The 19740-nt window shown below is 46.7% G+C and carries 24 protein-coding genes; 11 read left to right on the forward strand and 13 right to left on the reverse strand.

Translation table 11 applies throughout. The features are described 5' to 3' along the window. The first annotated feature begins 38 nt into the window (after window positions 1–38). The gene (locus MKX80_RS22080; RefSeq protein ID WP_154999226.1) at window positions 39–305 is read left to right on the forward strand and encodes a holin; all 267 of its coding nucleotides are present in this window, start codon (window positions 39–41) and stop codon (window positions 303–305) included. A 17-nt stretch (window positions 306–322) separates the two neighbouring features. Here the strand turns inward: MKX80_RS22080 and dnaB are convergent, their stop codons facing one another. Continuing rightward, window positions 323–1687, reverse strand: a complete 1365-nt coding sequence (gene dnaB / locus MKX80_RS22085) for a replicative DNA helicase (protein WP_003177980.1) — start codon at window positions 1685–1687, stop codon at window positions 323–325. A gap of 185 nt (window positions 1688–1872) precedes the next feature. Here dnaB and MKX80_RS22090 point away from each other — a divergent pair, with 185 nt between their 5' ends. Then, window positions 1873–2070 (forward strand): DUF2188 domain-containing protein, encoded by a 198-nt coding sequence (locus MKX80_RS22090; RefSeq protein WP_154999225.1) that lies wholly within the window; start codon window positions 1873–1875, stop codon window positions 2068–2070. Between the two features lie 36 nt (window positions 2071–2106). Here MKX80_RS22090 and MKX80_RS22095 read toward each other — a convergent pair whose 3' ends face one another. Further along, window positions 2107–2325, reverse strand: coding sequence for a hypothetical protein (locus MKX80_RS22095; RefSeq protein ID WP_234113291.1), 219 nt, complete (start codon window positions 2323–2325; stop codon window positions 2107–2109). A gap of 142 nt (window positions 2326–2467) precedes the next feature. Here MKX80_RS22095 and MKX80_RS22100 point away from each other — a divergent pair, with 142 nt between their 5' ends. The 7 genes from MKX80_RS22100 to nagE all read left to right on the forward strand — a co-directional run bounded on the left by MKX80_RS22100 (window position 2468) and on the right by nagE (window position 9004). After that, window positions 2468–2620, forward strand: a complete 153-nt coding sequence (locus MKX80_RS22100; protein ID WP_154999224.1) for a YycC family protein — start codon at window positions 2468–2470, stop codon at window positions 2618–2620. Between the two features lie 57 nt (window positions 2621–2677). Continuing rightward, window positions 2678–3883: an MFS transporter gene (locus MKX80_RS22105; RefSeq protein WP_154999223.1), complete on the forward strand. Its 1206-nt coding sequence runs from the start codon at window positions 2678–2680 to the stop codon at window positions 3881–3883. A 130-nt stretch (window positions 3884–4013) separates the two neighbouring features. Continuing rightward, the gene (nagA, locus tag MKX80_RS22110; protein WP_216930170.1) at window positions 4014–5264 is read left to right on the forward strand and encodes an N-acetylglucosamine-6-phosphate deacetylase; all 1251 of its coding nucleotides are present in this window, start codon (window positions 4014–4016) and stop codon (window positions 5262–5264) included. Continuing rightward, entirely contained in the window at window positions 5261–6007 is a 747-nt protein-coding gene (gene nagB, locus MKX80_RS22115) for a glucosamine-6-phosphate deaminase (RefSeq protein ID WP_154999221.1), read from the forward strand. Before nagA ends, nagB begins: the two co-directional genes overlap by 4 nt. Further along, entirely contained in the window at window positions 6004–6735 is a 732-nt protein-coding gene (locus tag MKX80_RS22120; RefSeq protein ID WP_154999220.1) for a GntR family transcriptional regulator, read from the forward strand. Before nagB ends, MKX80_RS22120 begins: the two co-directional genes overlap by 4 nt. After that, window positions 6732–7628 (forward strand): N-acetylmuramic acid 6-phosphate etherase, encoded by an 897-nt coding sequence (gene murQ, locus MKX80_RS22125; RefSeq protein ID WP_268342822.1) that lies wholly within the window; start codon window positions 6732–6734, stop codon window positions 7626–7628. Before MKX80_RS22120 ends, murQ begins: the two co-directional genes overlap by 4 nt. A 2-nt stretch (window positions 7629–7630) precedes the next feature. After that, entirely contained in the window at window positions 7631–9004 is a 1374-nt protein-coding gene (gene nagE / locus MKX80_RS22130) for an N-acetylglucosamine-specific PTS transporter subunit IIBC (RefSeq protein ID WP_176277014.1), read from the forward strand. Window positions 9005–9042: 38 nt separating this feature from the next. On the opposite strand, the gene rplI is transcribed toward nagE, so the two are convergent. From rplI to MKX80_RS22150, 4 genes are all read right to left on the reverse strand, one after another. Continuing rightward, entirely contained in the window at window positions 9043–9492 is a 450-nt protein-coding gene (gene rplI, locus MKX80_RS22135) for a 50S ribosomal protein L9 (protein ID WP_154999217.1), read from the reverse strand. Further along, window positions 9489–11471: a DHH family phosphoesterase gene (locus tag MKX80_RS22140; protein WP_154999216.1), complete on the reverse strand. Its 1983-nt coding sequence runs from the start codon at window positions 11469–11471 to the stop codon at window positions 9489–9491. Before MKX80_RS22140 ends, rplI begins: the two co-directional genes overlap by 4 nt. A 35-nt stretch (window positions 11472–11506) precedes the next feature. Beyond that, on the reverse strand, window positions 11507–12436 hold the full coding sequence (locus tag MKX80_RS22145; RefSeq protein ID WP_234112496.1) for a YybS family protein: 930 nt from the start codon (window positions 12434–12436) through the stop codon (window positions 11507–11509). Between the two features lie 215 nt (window positions 12437–12651). Next, window positions 12652–12792: a hypothetical protein gene (locus tag MKX80_RS22150; RefSeq protein WP_244958243.1), complete on the reverse strand. Its 141-nt coding sequence runs from the start codon at window positions 12790–12792 to the stop codon at window positions 12652–12654. Between the two features lie 159 nt (window positions 12793–12951). Between MKX80_RS22150 and MKX80_RS22155 the strand changes: the two genes are divergently transcribed. After that, on the forward strand, window positions 12952–13428 hold the full coding sequence (locus MKX80_RS22155; RefSeq protein ID WP_154996087.1) for a spore coat protein: 477 nt from the start codon (window positions 12952–12954) through the stop codon (window positions 13426–13428). 43 nt (window positions 13429–13471) lie between these two features. Here MKX80_RS22155 and MKX80_RS22160 read toward each other — a convergent pair whose 3' ends face one another. Together MKX80_RS22160 and MKX80_RS22165 are read right to left on the reverse strand one after the other, a co-directional pair. Continuing rightward, a complete protein-coding gene (locus MKX80_RS22160; protein WP_154996089.1) occupies window positions 13472–13891 on the reverse strand; it encodes a universal stress protein in 420 nt (139 codons plus the stop codon). Window positions 13892–13908: 17 nt separating this feature from the next. After that, complete coding sequence (locus MKX80_RS22165; RefSeq protein ID WP_234112498.1) at window positions 13909–15375, reverse strand: SulP family inorganic anion transporter; 1467 nt, start codon at window positions 15373–15375, stop codon at window positions 13909–13911. Window positions 15376–15591: 216 nt separating this feature from the next. On the opposite strand from MKX80_RS22165, the gene MKX80_RS22170 reads away from it, so the two are divergent. Beyond that, a complete protein-coding gene (locus tag MKX80_RS22170) occupies window positions 15592–16893 on the forward strand; it encodes an MFS transporter (RefSeq protein ID WP_154996093.1) in 1302 nt (433 codons plus the stop codon). 77 nt (window positions 16894–16970) lie between these two features. On the opposite strand, the gene rpsR is transcribed toward MKX80_RS22170, so the two are convergent. The 5 genes from rpsR to MKX80_RS22195 form a co-directional block, all read right to left on the reverse strand. Continuing rightward, complete coding sequence (gene rpsR, locus MKX80_RS22175) at window positions 16971–17210, reverse strand: 30S ribosomal protein S18 (RefSeq protein WP_003178022.1); 240 nt, start codon at window positions 17208–17210, stop codon at window positions 16971–16973. A 48-nt stretch (window positions 17211–17258) separates the two neighbouring features. After that, on the reverse strand, window positions 17259–17771 hold the full coding sequence (gene ssbA, locus MKX80_RS22180) for a single-stranded DNA-binding protein SsbA (protein WP_154996095.1): 513 nt from the start codon (window positions 17769–17771) through the stop codon (window positions 17259–17261). Between the two features lie 46 nt (window positions 17772–17817). Then, window positions 17818–18105 (reverse strand): 30S ribosomal protein S6, encoded by a 288-nt coding sequence (rpsF, locus tag MKX80_RS22185; protein WP_020453642.1) that lies wholly within the window; start codon window positions 18103–18105, stop codon window positions 17818–17820. Between the two features lie 113 nt (window positions 18106–18218). Then, entirely contained in the window at window positions 18219–19319 is a 1101-nt protein-coding gene (gene ychF, locus MKX80_RS22190) for a redox-regulated ATPase YchF (RefSeq protein ID WP_268310616.1), read from the reverse strand. A 180-nt stretch (window positions 19320–19499) separates the two neighbouring features. Continuing rightward, window positions 19500–19706 carry a DUF951 domain-containing protein gene (locus MKX80_RS22195; protein ID WP_154996123.1) on the reverse strand — a complete coding sequence of 69 codons (207 nt, stop codon included), beginning with the start codon at window positions 19704–19706 and terminating at the stop codon, window positions 19500–19502. Between the last annotated feature and the right edge of the window lie 34 nt (window positions 19707–19740).

The following is a 19740-nucleotide window of genomic DNA, read 5'->3' on the forward strand; positions in this document are numbered from 1 at the left end:
GCAACGCAAATATTCAATAAGTAAGGAGGGAGATGCCGATGGAGACAGTATTAATTTTTGCATCCGTTTTATCGCCGATCATTTTGGCGCTGGTCGAATTGGTGAAGAAGACGGTCAAAGTGCCGAAAAATTTGATTCCGCTCGTTTCACTCTTGATAGGTTTGCTGATCGGAGCCGCAGCATATCCTTTTACAGACCTTGAACTCGTGCTCCGTTTATGGTCGGGAGGACTCGCCGGGTTAACGGCGACGGGTTTATTTGAAATCGGTAAAAACCGCAATACGAGAAAAAAGAAAAATCCCTGAGACCATGTCTCAGGGATTTAAGCACCAGGCGCAACACCCGCATCATCAAACCGGCGTTCCAGGTTGACGAACTTATTATATTCTTTTACAAAAGCGAGCGAGACGGTCCCGACCGGGCCGTTCCTTTGTTTTGCAATAATGATTTCAATGATGTTTTTATTCTCAGATTCTTTGTCATAGTAATCATCACGGTACAGGAACGCAACGATATCGGCGTCCTGCTCGATACTTCCCGATTCCCGGATGTCCGACATCATCGGACGCTTATCCTGTCGCTGCTCGACGCCCCGGGAAAGCTGTGAAAGGGCGATGACCGGAACTTCAAGCTCCCTCGCCAGCGCTTTCAGCGCACGGGATATTTCCGATACTTCCTGCTGGCGGTTGTCACTTGATCTGCCGCTTCCTTGGATGAGCTGCAGGTAGTCGATCAAAATCATGCCGAGTCCGTTCTCCTGCTTTAACCGTCTGCACTTGGAACGGATTTCGCTGACGCGGATCCCCGGTGTGTCATCGATGAAAATTCCGCTGTTTGATAAGCTTCCCATCGCCATTGTCAGCTTGCCCCAATCCTCTTCCGTCAGGTTTCCGGTCCGGAGATTCTGGGCGTTGATGTTGCCTTCCGCACAGAGCATCCGCATGACCAGCTGCTCGGCGCCCATCTCAAGGCTGAAGATCGCGACGCTTTCATCGGTTTTCGTCGCCACGTTTTGGGCGATGTTTAAGGCAAAAGCGGTTTTACCGACTGACGGACGGGCGGCTACGATGATCAGATCGTTTCTTTGAAAGCCCGCCGTCATCCTGTCAAGCTCGGTAAAACCTGTCGGGATCCCGGTGATGTCCCCTTTTCTGTTGTGGAGCTGTTCAATATTATCGTAAGTTTGAACGAGAACATCTTTAATATTTTGAAAGGCCCCGGAGTTTTTACGCTGGGCGACTTCCATAATCGTTTTTTCTGCTTCGCTTAAGAGGTCTTCGACTTCATCCTCCCTTGTATATCCGTCTTGGGCAATCGTCGTTGCCGTACGGATCAAGCGGCGGAGAATCGATTTTTCTTCCACGATTTTTGCATAGTACTCTATATTAGCCGCAGTCGGCACAGAATTTGCAATATCCGTCAAATAAGAAATACCGCCAACTTCTTCCAAAAGGTCCGTGTTCGCAAGCTCTGATGTCACCGTCACCAGGTCAACAGGCTCGCCGCGGTCTCCAAGAACAAGCATGGCGTTAAATATTTTTTGGTGCGACATTCTGTAAAAATCATCTGGAATCAAGACTTCTGACGCCAAAGTTAAAGCTGATGGTTCTAAAAAAACAGCACCTAACACGGCCTGTTCGGCTTCGATATTTTGCGGCGGCAGCCTGTCATTCAGAAGATCTGTCATGTTAAGCACCGTCCTCCCATTTAAAAATAACCCAACGTCTATTTTACCATTTTTACAGAAAAAAAGTAGACTCGCTTTTTGTAGAAATATTTTCATAGAAAGGGAGAATGGCTGTCAGGATGTTTATTCCCTTAACTATTCGGGAAACAAATCAGCAAACAGAGCGTTTCGGGAGGTTGTTTTTCATGAAGGTCTATACGGTGTCACCAAATGCCGAGACAGACGGATGGTTTTTGAAACTGGAAGATACGGCGCCTGTTGAGCTTTATGACACAAGGGCAGAGGCCGTGGAAAAAGGAGAAGAGATAGCGAAAGAGAATCGTCCTGCGAAGCTTGTCATCTATGACTGGCAGGATAACAAAGAAGACGAACGGTCTTATTAAACACCTCAGCCGAGGTGTTTTTTTAAGCTTCCACAATTAATCCACTCGGCTGTTCCAATTGTTTTTCAAGAGCATGCTGACCATCAAATCGGTCGCATGCTGGTATAAATCCCATTCTTCATAGGCCGCAAATTTCATCCGCAGCGTTTGCAGCACATTGCGCATATCTTTGTACTCTTCAAATGTGTAAAGCCCTTTCGCTTTGACCTGCTGTTCATACAATTTCTTTTTCAGCGCCGATAATGTCGAATTCAAGACGATCACCTCCGCTTTATTTATATCGCTTTTTTCTTTTTCTTCCAACTCACTTGTCATATGATGTTACAATAAATATTGGAGTCAATATTCACTGTTGCGTACTCTGCACGCTGGGGTACAATATAAAATGGAGGACTTTATGAAACCTTTACAAATATCTGCCGAAACGGCGCAAAAACTTTCGGAAACCTTAAATCTTCCTCTTGAACAAATCATGCATTTGCCGCAGCATATCCTGCTTGCGAAAATTGCCGAAATTCAGAAGCAAGATCAAAAAAGTAACCTTGGATGATGTTCCGGGTTTCTTTTTCATGTCACTTTTCCACCTGAAAGCAAAGGAGAATACAGCATGCATTACATTGACGCTCGACGCGCCCGTTTGAACAATATCTTTTTGATTGCAGGAATCATATTTATCGCTTTTAATTTAAGACCGGCTATTACATCTGTCGGGCCATTGATCAGTTCGATCCGCTCGGATATGGATTTGACGAACGGCATGGCTGGATTCTTGACGACGCTGCCACTGTTATCGTTCGCCATCCTGTCCCCAATCACTCCTAAGCTCGGACAGAAGCTTGGCAATGAGAGAACCCTCTGGGTCGGATTGGTCATCTTATTGATCGGGATTTTGCTGCGCTCTTACGGAGAATCTTTCACACTATTTGCTGGAACCGCATTGATCGGAGTCGGCATCGCCATCTGCAATGTGCTGCTGCCCAGCCTGATCAAACATAAATTTCCTGACAAAGCGGGAATTATGACAAGTTTCTATACGACGGCCATGTCGATTTTTGCGGCGCTCGCTTCAGGGATCAGCATTCCGCTGTCGCACGGTTTAGCGTGGGGATGGAGCGCGTCGCTCATGGTCTGGGCGGGCCTCGCGTTTGTTGCGATCTTGATCTGGGTTCCCCAGCTCCGCTATCATGATACGGGAAACCGCACGGTCAGCTTAAAGGCAGACGGCCAAACGGTCTGGCGCTCGAAAATTGCTTGGCAGGTCACATTCTTTATGGGCATACAGTCGTTCTTGTTTTACTGCACGATCGCCTGGCTGCCTGAAATTCTCCGCTCACACGGAATGAGCATGTCGCTTGCCGGATGGATGCTGTCGCTGATGCAGTTTGCCAGCCTCCCGTCGACATTTTTGACTCCGGTTCTCGCCGGGCGGTTTCGAAACCAGAAAAGCATCGTGCTCGCCCTCGGCATCCTATACTTGGCGGGGATGTCAGGGCTATTGTACGGAGGGAGTACAGCGATGCTGACGCTATGGGTCATTTTAATCGGGATCGGACAAGGGTCCAGCATCAGTTTAGCCTTGACTTTAATCGGGCTGAGAAGCGAAAATGCCGATCAAGCCGCGGCATTATCAGGGATGTCGCAATCCGCCGGGTATTTGCTGGCAGCGATTGGTCCAAGCTTTGTCGGTTTTCTTTACGATCACATGCACTCATGGAACGGACCGATTTTACTGTTCATCGGGGCGCTGGTCGCTTTGATCGGTGCAGGACTCGGTGCGGGAAGAAATCAATATATCTATGCTAAAGCAGCATAACGAAGCCGGCAGATAAGCCGGCTTTTTTTGGAATATAACCTGACAAAACAGCGGCCAAATGAAGCGTGATGCTGTATGATCAAACTTGACAAAAATAATTCACTTAATGGTCTAGACAACTAGAGTTGTAATGTTCTATACTGATGATAACGTTTTCAAGAAAGGACTTTTGACTGTGAAAACCAAACCTTCTCAACGCTATATTTTTAAACATCTTCATATTTACAGTGAAAATGGAACGATAGAAGACGGATTTCTTCTGACGAACGGAGAAAAAATCGAGGCTTACGGACCAATGGCTGATATTCCCGCTTCAGCCGCAACGGCAGAACAGCTGACATTTCCAGAGAACTTCAAAGTGCTGCCGGGCATGATTGATGTTCATATTCACGGTGCAAACGGCGCAGATGTCATGGACGGAACAGCCGAGGCTTTGCAAACAATGGCTGAAGCCCTGCCGAAAGAAGGCACGACAAGCTTCCTGGCAACGACGATGACCCAGGATAAAGCCACGATCGAGCATGCGCTGACAAACGTTCACCGGTATAAGGAAGCCGGCGGACAGCCCGGAACCGCTGAAGTATTAGGCGTTCACTTAGAAGGCCCTTTTATTTCAGAAAAGCGGTGCGGCGCCCAGCCGCCGGATGACATTATACCGCCGGATCTTTCGTTATTTAAAGAATGGCAGCGCCTATCGGGGAATAACATTAAATTAGTCACACTTGCGCCAGAGCTGGAAGGTTCTTTGGAACTAATTTCCTTTTTAAGAGAAACAGGTGTTACGGCATCCGCCGGCCACTCCGACGCCGGACTCAAAGAAATGGAAGCCGGGATTAAGGCCGGCCTCTCCCATGTCACCCATTTGTTCAACGGCATGCGGGGGCTGCACCACCGCGAGCCGGGGACGGCCGGAAGCGCCCTTCTGCATGATGAACTGAAGGTCGAAGTCATTGCCGACGGCATCCATGTTCACCCTGCCGTCATCAAGCTGGCATTTCAGCAAAAACAGAAAGAAGGCATCATTTTAATTACGGATGCCATGCGCGCAAAATGCTTAAAAAATGGAACCTATACATTAGGCGGACAGGAGGTGTTCGTGAAAGGCGAAAAGGCCGTTTTACAAGATGGTACGCTTGCCGGCAGCATCTTGAAGATGAACCAGGCTGCTCTGAATATGATCGATTTTACGGGATGTTCACTCGAAGATATCGTATACATGACAGCGGTCAATCCTGCCAGACAGCTTCATGTGTTTGACCGGAAAGGCAGCATACGGAGCGGGAAAGATGCCGATTTGATCATTTTAAATGAAAAAAATGAAGTTGTGATGACGCTTTGCAAAGGCGTGATTGCTTTCAGCAAAAGGGAGGTTTCACCATGAAAATCATTGAAGCTAAAAATTATCAGGACATGAGCCAAACAGCCGCCCGATTCATCATCGAGAAAGTGAATCGCTTATCTGCACCTGTCCTCGGCCTTGCAACCGGAGGAACGCCTCTTGGCACATATCAGGTTTTAAGGGAAGATCATGCGCATAACAAAACGACCTACAAGCACGTCTATACCGTTAACTTAGACGAGTATGTCGGCGTTTCCCCGGATCATGAAAACAGCTATACATTCTATATGAAAAAACAGCTTTTCGATCACATTGACATCCCGCTCAGCCACACCCATCTTCCGGACGGGATGGCTTGTGACCTGGACGCCGAATGCAGCCGCTATGAAGCGCTGATCGAGCGGCTTGGAGGCATTGATCTTCAAGTGCTCGGCCTCGGCTTGAACGGCCACATCGGATTTAACGAGCCGGGCACCCCATTTTCATCGAAAACGCATACGGTTGAACTGACACAATCAACGAAAGAAGCAAATGCCCGTTATTTTGATTCCTATGACGCCGTCCCGTCGCAAGCCATAACAATGGGCATATCCACGATCATGAAAAGCAAGCAGATCCTGCTGCTCGTTTCAGGGGAGAAAAAAGCCGGCATCCTGGCGAAGCTGCTCAGTGAAGAACCAAATGAAGACACCCCCGCTTCCGTCTTAAAAACGCACCAGGACGTCGTCATCATAGCGGACAGCGATGCTTTATCAATCGTGAAAGAAAGGGGTATGGCCTTTTGATCAAAAAAGATTCCCACATTCCGATTTACTATCAGATTGAAACCGAGATTAAAAAGCTTGCCGAAACAAAAGATTTGAAGCCCGGCGATCTCATTCCTTCTGAAAGAGAGTTCGCAGAAAAATATGAGGTAAGCAGGATGACCGTTCGGCAGGCGGTTAACAATCTCGTCAATGAAGGCATTCTCGTCCGGCAGCGGGGAAAAGGGACATTTATTGCCGAACCTAAAATTGAGCAGCCTCTCAAAGGATTGACAAGCTTTTCCGAAGACATGAAATCAAGAGGCATGAGACCCGGCACGAAAATGCTCGGCTTCGGCGTCATCCCGTGTGACCAAAGCACAGCGCGCAAACTGGAGATACGTGAGGGGGCTTCCGTCTATGAAGTCAAACGGATTCGCCTCGCCGATGATATCCCGATGGCTTATGAAATCTCCTATTTGCCCGCCGACTTCATCAACGGCCTGACCGAAGACATTATGAGCGCATCTTTGTATGACTATGTCGAAAATACGCTCTCCCTTACGATCGACCGGGCCGCGCAAACACTCGAGCCGGCGATTGCCTCTCCGGCAGAAAGCGAGCCTCTCGACATCGAGGAAGGCGCACCCGTCCTGCTCATCGAACGCTTGAGCTATTTGGACGACGGCAGACCGTTTGAAGTGGTTAAATCCGTTTACAGAGGCGACCGCTATAAATTCGTCATCGATATGAAGAGGAAAGACCAATGAGGAAAACAGAGGATACGAACGACAAAAGCAGAGCACTTGATGAAATGAATGCTTTAGATATTGTCACCTTGATGAATGAGGAAGACCATACAGTCCCTCGCGCCATTACACCCTGCCTTCCCCTGATCGCCGAGGCGGCGGAGACGATTGTCAGCCGTTTTGAGCAAGGAGGAAGAGTGTTTACAGCAGGCGCCGGCACAAGCGGCAGAATCGCAGTCCTTGATGCGGCAGAACTGCCGCCGACCTTCTCTATTGACGAAAGCCGTTGGACCGGCCTGATCGCCGGCGGATATGACGCGATGTGGACGCCTCTTGAAGAAAATGAAGATGACCGCGAAAAAATTGTCGCCAAACTGAAAGCGCAATCATTCTCGAAAGATGACGTCTTAATCGGAGTCACAGCGAGCGGTTCGACCCCTTATGTCCTCGGCGCTTTATCCTATGCCAAACAGCTCGGAGCCGCGTCTGTTTCGATAAGCTGCAACGCGGATACAGAAGCAGGCAAATTAAGCGATATCGCGATTGAGGTTCAAACAGGACCGGAAATTATCCGCGGTTCAACGCGCCTGAAAGCAGGAACCGCTCAGAAAATGATCCTGAACATGCTGTCAACAACTGCAATGGTGAGGCTTGGCCGCGTCTATCAAAACGAGATGGTGAATATGAGACTGCTCAATCAAAAATTGGCCGGGCGCGCTGTCACCATTCTGATGAATACTACCGGGTTATCACAAGATGAGGCCCTGCAAGCTTTAAAAGAAAGCGGCAATGACATCAAGGCAGCGATCTTTATGGTGTTGACAAGCGGAACGCTTGAAGATGCCCGCCGCTGTTTATCACACGAAAATGGACATTTGAAAAAAGCGATTCAATATCATCGAAAGGGGTTTTAACTATGTTGGGATTTCTTCAAAATATCGGCCGCGCACTCATGCTGCCGATTGCCGTTCTTCCTGCTGCTGGCCTCCTGCTCGCGCTGGGAAGGGAAGACCTGTTAAACATTCCGTTTATCGCCGCTTCAGGACAATCGATTCTTGACCAACTTCCGATCATCTTTGCGATAGGCGTTGCGATCGGATTGTCAAAGGATGGCCACGGTGCCGCCGCACTGTCCGGAGCCATCGGTTATTTTGTCCTGACAGGCGGCTTAGCAGCCATCAATGAGAACCTGAACATGGGGGTTCTCGGCGGGATTATTTCAGGTGTTGTCGCCGCCGTCATGTATAACCGCTTTAAAGATGCAAAGCTGCCTGACTGGCTCGGGTTCTTCGGCGGAAAACGCAGCGTTCCGATTATGACGGCCTTCTGTTCCATCATTCTTGCAGGCATTTTCGGTTTTGTTTGGATTTACGCACAGCAGGCAATTGACGCCATTGGCGGCTGGATTATCCATGCGGGGGCATTGGGAGTCGGAATATTCGGTCTTTTAAACAGACTGCTCCTGCCGCTCGGCCTTCATCATATTTTAAACAATATGGTTTGGATGGTCTTTGGAGAATTTGCGGGCAAAACGGGTGACATGAACCGGTTCTTTGCCGGAGATCCAAGCGCCGGCGCCTTTATGACAGGGTTCTTCCCAATCATGATGTTCGGTCTTCCTGCGGCATGTCTGGCGATGATTGCCGCCGCGAAAAAGCATCACCGTAAAGCAACGGCCGGATTGCTGATCGGATTGGCGTTCACATCATTTTTAACCGGTATCACGGAGCCGATTGAGTTCACATTCATGTTCCTGTCGCCGCTGCTCTACGGTATTCACGCCTTGTTAACCGCAAGCGCCATGACCGTGACCAATATGCTCGGCATCCATCACGGCTTTACCTTTTCAGCCGGGACGATCGACTATCTTTTAAACTTTGGAATCGCCACAAAGCCGCTGCTCTTGCTGCCGGTCGGTCTTGTATACGGCATTATTTATTTCATCATCTTTTATTTCTTGATTACGAAGCTCAATTTGAAAACGCCTGGACGAGAGGATGATGATGAGCAGGAAAGCACACCTGTCAGCCCTGACACAGGATCGTCCAAATACGAAACCCTTGCGGACAAATACATTGAAGCGCTTGGCGGAAAAGAAAACATCGAGACGCTGAACAACTGTGTGACCCGCCTCCGCCTCAAGGTCCGCGATGCTTCCAAGCTGGATGAAAGCGCGATGAAAGCCATGGGAGCGAAAGGATTCGTAAAGCTCAATCAGCACGAGGTGCAGGTGATCATCGGTACAGACGTCGAATTCTTGGCGAATGAAATGAGAAAACGTACAGAATAAAAGATAAGCCCCTTCAAGATTGAAGGGGCTTTGTTATTTTATGATTGCTCTTTCACGTGAACTTTCAGTGTTGCTTGTACTTCGGGATGGAGTTTCACGGGAACATTCGTATATCCCAATGAGCGAATCGCATCGTTTAATTCGATTTTGCGTTTGTCGATTTTTAACTGATGGCCTTTTTGCAGTGCATCAGCGATTTGTTTGCTTGTTACGGATCCGAATAAACGGCCGCCTTCTCCAGACTTGGCTGAAAGCTCCACCGTGATGTCCTCAAGCTGTTTTTTCAGCTCTTTCGCAGATTTTAGTTCTTCAGCCGCTTCTTTCTTCTCTTTTTTCTTCTGGCCTTCAAGCACGCTAATATTGGCTGATGTCGCTTCAACAGCCAGCCCCTTTTTGATCAAAAAGTTGTGCGCGTATCCATCCGCTACATTTTTCACTTCGCCTTTTTTCCCTTTGCCTTTAACATCCTGTAAGAAAATTACCTTCATTTCTGAATGCCTCCTTCGAAATACTCGTCAATCGCTTCTTTCAGTCGGCGGAGCGTTTCCTCAACCGTGATATCGGTCAGCTGTGTCGCGGCATTGGTTAAATGACCGCCGCCCTCGAGCGCTTCCATGATGATTTGAACATTCACTTCACCGAGCGATCTCGCACTGATGCATACCGTGTTCTCGTCTCTTCTCGCCACAGCAAATGACGCTTCGACATCGCTCATGGACAGAAGAGAATCCGCGGCTTGCGCAATGATAACCTGGTCAAAATATTCGTCCGCCTCATCGTCCGGCAGCGATGCGATGGCGATGCCTTTTTGATAAAAAACGGTATGTTGTATAAGCTTCGCCCTTTTAATATAATGATCGGCCGTTTCTTTTAAAAACTTTTGCACCAATACGGTGTCAGCGCCTTTTGCACGCAGGTATGACGCCGCATCGAACGTACGGGAGCCGGTGCGAAGCGAGAAGCTCTTCGTATCGACAATAATCCCGGCCAAAAGGGCTGTTGCTTCGATCATGTTAATTTTTAAGCGCTTCGGCTGGTACTCGAGCAGCTCTGTCACAAGCTCCGCTGTAGATGAAGCGTACGGCTCCATATAGACAAGCAGCGGGTCTTTAATAAACTCTTCCCCTCTTCTATGATGATCGATAACGACGATATTTTCAATTTTATTGACCAGCCTTTCTTCAATGACAAAGGAAGGTTTATGCGTATCAACGATCACGAGCAGCGTGTCGTCTTTCGCGATCTCAAGCGCCTCTTCCGGCGTAATAAATCTGGACCACAGTTCTTCGTATTTTTTAATTTCCCCGATCAGTCTTTGAACGCTTGCGCCGATCTGATTGGAGTCGATCACGACAAAACCGTCTTTGCCGTTTGCTTGTGCGACCTTCAAAATCCCGATGGCTGATCCGATCGAATCCATATCGGGAAACTTATGGCCCATAATAATCACATTGCTACTCTCAGAGACAATCTCCTTGAGCGCATGTGAAATGACCCGGGCTCTGACGCGCGTCCGTTTTTCCATCGGATTCGTCTTACCGCCGTAAAACTTCACTTTCCCGTTCGGTTGTTTGATTGCCACCTGATCTCCTCCGCGTCCCAGCGCCAAGTCAAGGCTGGATTGCGCCAGATCGCCGAGCTCTTTCAGTGATGAAACAGATGCACCGATTCCGATGCTTAACGTCAAGGAAATCGTATGAACGGATGTCTTCTCCCGAACTTCATCAAGGATCGAAAACTTTGATGCTTCAAGCTCGCTTAAAATATGTTCGTTTAATACACCGATAAACCGCTCAGAGGAAACCCGTTTCAAGAAAATGCCGTACTCTTGGGCCCACTGGTTCAAAAGCGATGTCACTTCACTGTTTATCGAGCTTCTTGTCTGGTCATCAAGTCCTTGTGTCACATCGTCGTAATTATCGAGAAAGATGTAGGCAAGGACCGTTCTTTCGTTTTCATATTGTTTTTCAATCTGCGTCTGCTCTGTGACATCGAAGAAATAGAGCAGCTTTTCTTCCCGTTTGATGACCACATTAAATTTCCGCTCATTCAGTGTAATCGTTTCTGTGTCTACTTCCTGTTTAATCAAAGGGACGACAGATTCACAAGTATCATAAAGCGACCGGCCGACAAGCGTATTTTCATTAAAGCATGACGCCATAAAAGGATTGGCCCACTCGATATAGTACTGATCGTTAAACAGCATGATCCCGATCGGCATTTCAAGCAGCGCCTCTTCCCCGACTTTTTTCAGACGGTAAGACAGCGTCGATATATAATCGTCCAGCTCTTTTCTGATTTGGGAGTCAGCCCGTCTCAAAAAGTACAAAATAACACCAAGAATCAGAACGCCGGCCGCCCCTGCCACCCAATTAAAATAAATGTTGATGAGGACAGAAATGATTGTGACGACGATTAAAGAATATATGGGATATCGAAATAACGGTTTTTCATAAAAACTTGGCACTCAAATCAACTCCTCACCATTGGAGAACATCGTGGCTACGATTTTTTTACTCTTTCTCTCAAGTTAAAGCCTATGTCAATTATACCTAAGATGCGAACAAGGTACATCAGGGGCGAAAACAACCCGATAATTAAAAAAAGAACCGGCAGGACAGTTGGCAGTTTCTTGGCATGGCAAAAGTAAAACACAAATGAAAACCCTTGGATGATCAAGACAAAGCCCATGATGAGACTCGCATTTAACAGAACGGAGTAATATATACTGCCCTCTTCAACGGGAGCCAGCGACAGAAGAATCGTCAATAAATAGATCCAAATCATGCTTTGCGGAAGCCGCATATCCCTGAACGGTTTCAAGGACGGTATTTGTATGATGCGCCGAAGCACCGGCTTGGCGAGCAGGTGATTCAAAAACGCGGTGATTCCGGAAAATATCACAATAGCCGTCGGATATAAATATTGCGCTTGTTTGAATTGTTCATTTAGCGATTCGATCTGCTTAGCCGTCTCTTTATCATTTCCAAACTGTTTGATACTCGATTCAAAGGTTTTGATTGTTTCATTATATGCTTGATTGGCCGTCTCTATTAAGTTTAACCCAAGAAACTGAATGCTGATGAAAAGCAGCAGCACGATTGAAATCATGTATGTAACGGCTGCTGCTGCAATCGCTTGAGCTGGCTCTTTTCTTCTGTAGTAAACGCCCATGATCACGCCCGCCGCACTTACTGGAACGGCAAACATCAGTCCGCCTAAGGTACCGACAATCAATGAAACGGGTAAACTGACCAACCCCACCGAAATCCCCGGCTTTAGACCGTGTCTGATCGTTTGAACCATTGCAGGCAGGGGCAACGTCAATAAAAGAATGGTGCCGATGAAAGGAATATAGAGGCTGATCATCAGCAAAACGGCAAAAATACTGACCATGATAGCGCCTTCTACTAAAGCTCTTGTTTGTTTCACTTGTTCACCTCGTATATTTAAATGTCATGAATCAAAAAGAGCAGCATAGACGACTGCTCTTTTCTAACGCCGCAATTTCATTTTCAAATAAAGACGATGAGATGAGCAGGTCTCGGCCTTCTCTCATTGTTCCTTTATTCTAACATAAGGTCAAATCGCAAGTAAAACGATCATAAGGCTTGAGAAAGCGAGTCAATGTTCCATGTGAAACACCGTCAGTCGAGAAATCCCGATTTCTCTTTATTTTTCTTTCTCGCTTTTCTGATCAACAAAAATATAATCAAAATTGCGACCAGAAGCGTCACGCGAAGCCCGCCGCTCAAGAATAGAAAAAAGTCCTTCAACACATCCAACACAATGATCACCTCTTATTGATATCACTTAGATGCAAAAATCCCGTATTATTTGACTTCCCCTTTCCAAAACGTTCTAAAACGTCCCTCTGATTCTTCTATTAACCTTTAGACGGTAATGGGCATATGCTGACTAAGAAAAAGCAATAAAGGAGAATATGAATGACAACAAAAACATTGGCTTGGCATGAAACGTTGGAGTTGCATGAACTAATTGCGGCACAGTCTGTCGGATTGGTCAAGATCAAGAAAAGCATGAAAAAAATCAGCGATCCTCAGTTAAGACAGCTTTACAGCGTGTCAGCGAAGGCATTGGAGCAAAATTTAAGGGAGCTTCTTCCCTTTTTGCCAAAAGCTCCGGCATTTCAGCGGGAGGAAGAACGGGCCGATCTGTATTTTGATGCGGGTGATCTGTTGGTATTGGCGAAAACGACCGTTCGAAACTATGCGATTGCGATCACGGAAACGGCGACGCCCGAGCTCAGGAGAGTGCTTGTTAAACAAATCAATGCAGCCATTAAATTGCATGAGCAAGTTTTTTATTTTATGTACCAAAAAGGCTTATATCCCGCCTACAATCTCGTCGACCTGCTAAAAGGCGACGCCATGCACGCGCAAAAGGCGATATCGATGAGATAAAAAAAGCCAGCGAGGATAGAATCCTCACTGGCTCTGTTTTTTGCTATTTTACGATTAAAACCGGACACTTCACTCTTTTCGCCACTTTATGGCTGACACTTCCAAGCACCATTTCCTGCAAAGTGTTCAGCCCCCTGCTTCCGATAATCACGATATCTACATCATGATGATTGGCGTACGAAACAATGGTCGGACCCGGATCGCCGTGCTGCATCGTCATCTGATAGGGAACGGCCGATTGTTTGAATTTATTTTCAATCGACAGCAGCCTGCTGCGCCGTTCACGTTCGAGTTCTGCACGGTTTTCGCTATGCAGGACTTCATGTTTTGCTTTTGCATAATCCAATACATACATAATGTCGACGACCGCTAGCTTTGACATGGAAGCCAAATGAATCGCATGATCGGCCGCTCTTTCAGAATGCTTGGAACCGTCAGCAGCCAGCAGAATATTTCTATACACCCTTCATCACCCGTTTCTTAGTGATTTGACACTGAACGATGAGGCTGATCATACGTTGCTAATTTTTCGACCAGCTTCCAGCTGGACTCATTTAACCCAATCAAGTCAACGTCTATTCCTTGATCTTTCATTTTCAAAACAACTTTATCGATAGCCGCCACAGCGGAATCATCCCAAATATGGGCCTCTGAAAAATCAAGAATGACCTTTTTCGTTTGCTCATCCGTTTTAAAAAACTTTACGAAATCTTGAACAGATGCAAAGAAAACTTGTCCTTTGATGATGTACTTGACCGCATTTTCCTCTGACTTTTCTTCAATTTTCAGTTTGGAGATTTTCGCTACGAAGAAGATCGCGCTTAAAATAACGCCGGCGAAAACCCCTTTCGATAAATCGTGGGTCGCCACAACGGTAATGACGGTCACAATCATGACAATGGAATCCGTCAACGGCACCTTTCTTAACATGCTAAACGAAGACCAGTCAAACGTCCCGATCGATACCATAATCATCACACCAGCCAAGGCTGCCATCGGAATCTGTACGACCCAGTCGCCCAGCACCATGATTAAAAACATTAAGAAAGCGCCGGCAACAAAGGTGGACAAGCGGCCTCTTCCTCCTGATTTTACATTGATCACAGACTGACCGATCATCGCGCATCCCGCCATGCCTCCGAAAAATCCGGCGACAATGTTTGCAATGCCCTGTCCGCGGCTTTCCTTGTTTTTGTCGCTTTCCGTATCTGTCATATCATCAACAATAGAAGAGGTTAATAATGACTCAAGCAAGCCGACGATGGAAAGCGCAAAGGCTGTTGGAAAAATAATGGCCAATGTCTCAAAATTGAAAGGAATATTGGGGATCATAAAAGCAGGCAATGATTGCTTCATTTCTCCCAAATCACCGACAGTGCGAAGATCAAAATGGCCGAAAATGGCAAATACAGTCATCGCAATGATGGCAACAAGTGCAGATGGAACGGCTTTTGTAAAACGGGGAAGAACATAGATAATCAATAACGTAATACCGACCACAACATACGTCATATTCGAAACACCAACAAAATGAGGAACTTGCGCCATAAAGATTAAAATGGCGAGCGCATTTACGAAACCTACCATAACCGACCGCGGAATAAATTTCATAAAGCGCGCAATCTTCAGCACCCCAAATATCAATTGGATGATTCCCGTTAAAATCGTAGCAGCAAATAAATAATCAAGCCCATGATCCCTGACCAAAGATCCCATCAAAAGAGCCATCGCCCCGGTCGCGGCTGATATCATCGCCGGACGGCCGCCCGTAAAGGAAATGACAACGGCGATACAAAAAGATGCGTACAAACCTACCATCGGGTCTACACCCGCAATGATGGAAAACGCTATGGCTTCAGGAATGAGAGCAAGCGCTACGACGATACCCGAAAGGATATCCCCCCGTACATTAGAAAACCATTCGCTATTTAATTGTTTAACATTCAAAGATTCAACACCTCGTTCGTGATAATTTGCTTCTAACTCTCATAGAAGCCAATCTGTTTTTAACATGTTTCACTTTAGCAAACCTGTATCAATATGTCTATATGGTATTTTTCTCCTCGCCCGTTTACTGCCCACAATCCCGTGGAAATGAACACGAAGAAATTAAGAATGTAATTTTGAAAAGAGTCCAATCTAATCATTAGAGGAGGTTTCAACATGGCGCAAGAGCTGGAAAAACGACCTGGGCATACAAGATGGTATATTTCTTCTTTATTAAGCAGCATGATCATTTTAAATTACTTTGACCGTGTTGCCATTTCAGTCGCAGCTCCTGCGATACAGGAATCCTTTCAATTGACGGCAACCCAATTAGGCATCGTCTTTTCCATCTATACCTACTCATACACGCTGATGCAGATTCCGGTCGGGAGTCTCTTGGATAAGTACGGCGTTGCCTGGGTGACAAGGATCGGGATGACTGTATGGAGTTTTCTAACCATTATATTAGCTTTTTTACAGGGGAAACTGCTTCTTTATATTGTCAGGTTTTTAATCGGGCTGACGAGTGCTTCAGCTTTTCCTGCCGCGTCCAAAGCCACGGCCTTATGGTTTCCGCCAAATGAGCGCGGCCTTGCCAATTCCCTGTTTGACTCGGCAGCCAAGTTCGCGAATGTCATCGGCGCACCTCTTGTTGCCTTTTTAGTCACGACATTTGACTGGCGAGCCGCTTTTTTAACGATCGGAATCATCAATGTACTGTTCACCGTATTTTTCTGGTTGTATTATGAACAGCCCGATCGGCACAAACGAATCTCAAAAGAAGAGCTCCATTATATTCAAAAGCATAATGCCGTATCAGAGGAAGACATCTCAGCACGGACGCTCATTGCTTTAAAAGCGATGCTGACAAACCGTAAAGCATGGGGGCTGATGATCGGATTCACGGGTTACGGCTATACATTCAACCTGCTTTTAACCTGGCTACCGACTTTCTTTAAAGAAACATACGGAATGGATATTATGTCGTCGGGGCTGTTTACAGCGGTTCCCTGGCTGATATCGACGATTTCCGGAATCGTTGTGGGCGGGTGGCTCGTCGATTTTTTAATTCAAAAGGGGCATTCGAATACAAAGGTATACCAGACCGTTATCGTAATCGGCATGAGCCTTGGATTTGCCTTTTTGGGAGCTGTTTTTACGCACAACATCACGATTGCGATTATCTGCATTTCCGTCGGCTTAGCCGGAATATCTGCGACGGCGCCTGTCGGCTGGTCGATATCAGCTGATATCGCACCGGTTGGTTCCATCTCTCTGCTCAGCTCAATGGTCAATTTGGCAAATAACTTATTCGGTGGGATTATCGCGGTTTCATTAACGGGTTATCTGGTCGATGTGACCGGTTCATTTACGCTCAGCTTTTTAGTAGCCGGATTTGTATTACTGCTTGGGCTCGTGTTCTACCTTGCAGTCCTCGGTGATATCAAACGGATTCAGATTAGCAAGCAGGAAACCTGAATGCTGCTGGAAACGACCCGGCTTTTGATAAATAAAAAAAGAACAAGACCGTATTGGGTCTTGTTCCTTTTATCGGCTTACTCGCCTGCTACGTATGGAAGTAAAGCCATTTGACGAGCGCGTTTGATTGCAACAGTCAATTTACGTTGGTATTTCGCGCTTGTTCCTGTTACACGGCGTGGTAAGATTTTACCGCGCTCAGAGATAAATTTTCTAAGAAGATCTACATCTTTGTAGTCGATGTGCGTAATGCCGTTAGAAGTGAAATAACACACCTTACGGCGTTTCGCACGACCGCCTCTGCGTCCTCCTGCCATCGTTATTTCCCTCCTTTCTATTCTGTTTTTTTATTCGTCCGTCATCCATTAAAATGGCAAGTCGTCATCAGAGATGTCAATCGGCTTTCCATCGTTTGCGAATGGATCGTCATTGAAGCTGTTGCCTTGATTGCGATTCTGATTGTTTTGATTGCCGCCGAATGGAGCCGGTTCATTCTGTCCGCCGCCAAAGTGTTGGCCTCCCTGGCCTCCGCTGTAACCGCCGGAACCAGAACCGCCGCCTTTAGGCTCCAGAAATTGAACACTTTCAGCTTGAACTTCCGTGACGTATACACGCTGTCCCTGCTGATTTTCATAGCTGCGCGTTTGCAAACGTCCATCTACACCCGCAAGACTTCCTTTTTTAAGGAAATTTGCAACGTTTTCGGCTTGTCTTCTCCAGACAACACAGTTGATGAAATCAGCTTCACGTTCACCCTGCTGATTCGTAAACGTACGATTGACAGCAAGCGTAAAGGTGGCAACAGCTGCACCGCTAGGAGTATAACGAAGCTCTGGGTCCTTTGTCAGTCTGCCGACTAAAACAACTCGGTTAAGCATATTGAGAGACCATCCTTTTGCTTTAGAGTATATAATTCAATTCTGTTTATTCTTCTTCTTTAACCACGATGTGGCGAATGATGTCATCACTGATTTTAGCTAAACGGTCAAATTCTTGAACTGCTTCAGCACCAGCTTGAACGTTTAAGATTTGGTAGAATCCGTCGCGGAAATCGTTGATTTCGTATGCAAGACGGCGTTTTCCCCAATCTTTTGTTTCAGTGACCTCCGCACCGTTAGTTGTTAAAATGTTGTTAAAACGCTCAACAACAGCCTTTTTAGACTCTTCATCAACGTCTGGGCGGATGATGTACATGATTTCGTACTTTCTCATTTGTATTTGCACCTCCTTTTGGACTAAGCGGCCCATTATATTGGGCAAGGAGCAATAATCCTATTACTCACAATTTTATATTATATCAAAGCTCTTGTCCTATTTCAACTGCGTTATACATTGAAACGGAAATGAATGACATCGCCGTCTTTAACAATGTATTCTTTCCCTTCAAGGCGGACTTTTCCGGCCTCTTTTGCTGCGGCCATGCTTCCCGCCTCCAGCAGATCGCAGTAAGCGACTGTTTCCGCACGAATAAATCCGCGTTCAAAGTCCGTATGGATGATGCCCGCACATTCAGGGGCTTTCATTCCTTTTTTAAATGTCCAAGCTCTGACTTCCTGTTCTCCCGCTGTAAAATAAGTGGCAAGTCCAAGGAGGGAGTAGGACGCTTTAATCAGCTGATCCAGACCGGATTCTTCGATGCCAAGTTCTTCAAGGAACATCGCCTTCTCTTCGCCTTCAAGCTCTGCGATTTCGGACTCAATCTTGGCGCAGACAACGATGACTTCCGCGTTTTCAGCAGCAGCAAATTCGCGGACCTTCTGGACGTACTCGTTTCCTGAAGGATCAGCCACTTCATCTTCGCTGACATTTGCTACATATAAGACAGGTTTTGTCGTCAGCAGATGAAGCTGCTTCAACACCTTTTGCTGCTCTTCCGAGAACTCGACAGAGCGGGCCGGCTTTTCCTGTTCAAACGCCTCTTTTAACTTTGTCAAAATCTCAAATTCAAACACGGCTTCTTTGTCTTTTTGCTTGGCCATCTTTCCGACCCGCCCGATCCGCTTCTCAACGGTTTCCAGGTCAGCCAGTATCAGCTCAAGGTTGATCGTCTCAATATCCGAAATCGGATCTACTTTTCCGGACACGTGTGTGATATTGTCATCGGCAAAACAGCGGACTACGTGGCAGATCGCGTCTACTTGGCGGATGTGGGACAGGAACTTGTTTCCGAGCCCTTCTCCTTTTGATGCTCCTTTTACAATGCCGGCGATATCGGTGAATTCAAATGCAGTAGGGACCGTCTTCTTCGGATTGACGAGTTCTGTCAGCTTTTGCAGACGCTCATCAGGCACCTCTACGATTCCGACGTTTGGATCAATCGTACAAAACGGGTAGTTGGCCGATTCTGCCCCGGCCTGAGTAATTGCATTAAATAAGGTTGATTTCCCAACGTTAGGCAAACCAACAATCCCAGCTGTTAAAGCCATTGTTTCATCTCCTCTATAATGAACATCCATGTGTAGTCGTAAATGTTAAACCTGCAACAATTATAAGGATGATTACAGTAAAAGACAAGCTGACAAAACTTGCTTTTCAATCATGCAAACTAGGTGAAAATTCATTTTTCCTTGAGATCGAAAAAAAAAGCACGAGGGGGTCCGCTAAGATTAAGTTTCGGACTCCTCATGCTTAACTAATATCTTTTTCAGCTTTCTTTGAAACTCTTTGCGCGGGATCATGACGCTGTGTGAACAGCCCTCGCACTTGATCCGGATATCCATTCCCATCCGAATAATCTTCCAGCGGTTCGCCCCGCAGGGATGCGGCTTTTTCATTTCGACCACGTCATTCAGGCCAAATTCTTTATCGGCCAACATCGTTCACCTCTTTGCTTCCTTGTTGTGATCC

The organism is Bacillus sp. FSL K6-0972 (assembly GCF_037976035.1).
GTDB lineage: Bacteria > Bacillota > Bacilli > Bacillales > Bacillaceae > Bacillus > Bacillus haynesii.

Coding starts and splice junctions, on each gene's coding strand:
- rpsR (WP_003178022.1), bottom strand. CDS start 17,210: ATGGCAGGAGGACGCAGAGGCGGTCGTGCGAAACGCCGTAAGGTGTGT.
- MKX80_RS22105 (WP_154999223.1), top strand. CDS start 2,678: ATGCATTACATTGACGCTCGACGCGCCCGTTTGAACAATATCTTTTTG.
- nagA (WP_216930170.1), top strand. CDS start 4,014: ATGTTCTATACTGATGATAACGTTTTCAAGAAAGGACTTTTGACTGTG.
- MKX80_RS22090 (WP_154999225.1), top strand. CDS start 1,873: ATGAAGGTCTATACGGTGTCACCAAATGCCGAGACAGACGGATGGTTT.
- dnaB (WP_003177980.1), bottom strand. CDS start 1,687: ATGACAGATCTTCTGAATGACAGGCTGCCGCCGCAAAATATCGAAGCC.
- ssbA (WP_154996095.1), bottom strand. CDS start 17,771: ATGCTTAACCGAGTTGTTTTAGTCGGCAGACTGACAAAGGACCCAGAG.
- rpsF (WP_020453642.1), bottom strand. CDS start 18,105: ATGAGAAAGTACGAAATCATGTACATCATCCGCCCAGACGTTGATGAA.
- nagB (WP_154999221.1), top strand. CDS start 5,261: ATGAAAATCATTGAAGCTAAAAATTATCAGGACATGAGCCAAACAGCC.
- MKX80_RS22155 (WP_154996087.1), top strand. CDS start 12,952: ATGACAACAAAAACATTGGCTTGGCATGAAACGTTGGAGTTGCATGAA.
- MKX80_RS22080 (WP_154999226.1), top strand. CDS start 39: ATGGAGACAGTATTAATTTTTGCATCCGTTTTATCGCCGATCATTTTG.
- nagE (WP_176277014.1), top strand. CDS start 7,631: ATGTTGGGATTTCTTCAAAATATCGGCCGCGCACTCATGCTGCCGATT.
- MKX80_RS22100 (WP_154999224.1), top strand. CDS start 2,468: ATGAAACCTTTACAAATATCTGCCGAAACGGCGCAAAAACTTTCGGAA.
- murQ (WP_268342822.1), top strand. CDS start 6,732: ATGAGGAAAACAGAGGATACGAACGACAAAAGCAGAGCACTTGATGAA.
- ychF (WP_268310616.1), bottom strand. CDS start 19,319: ATGGCTTTAACAGCTGGGATTGTTGGTTTGCCTAACGTTGGGAAATCA.
- rplI (WP_154999217.1), bottom strand. CDS start 9,492: ATGAAGGTAATTTTCTTACAGGATGTTAAAGGCAAAGGGAAAAAAGGC.
- MKX80_RS22170 (WP_154996093.1), top strand. CDS start 15,592: ATGGCGCAAGAGCTGGAAAAACGACCTGGGCATACAAGATGGTATATT.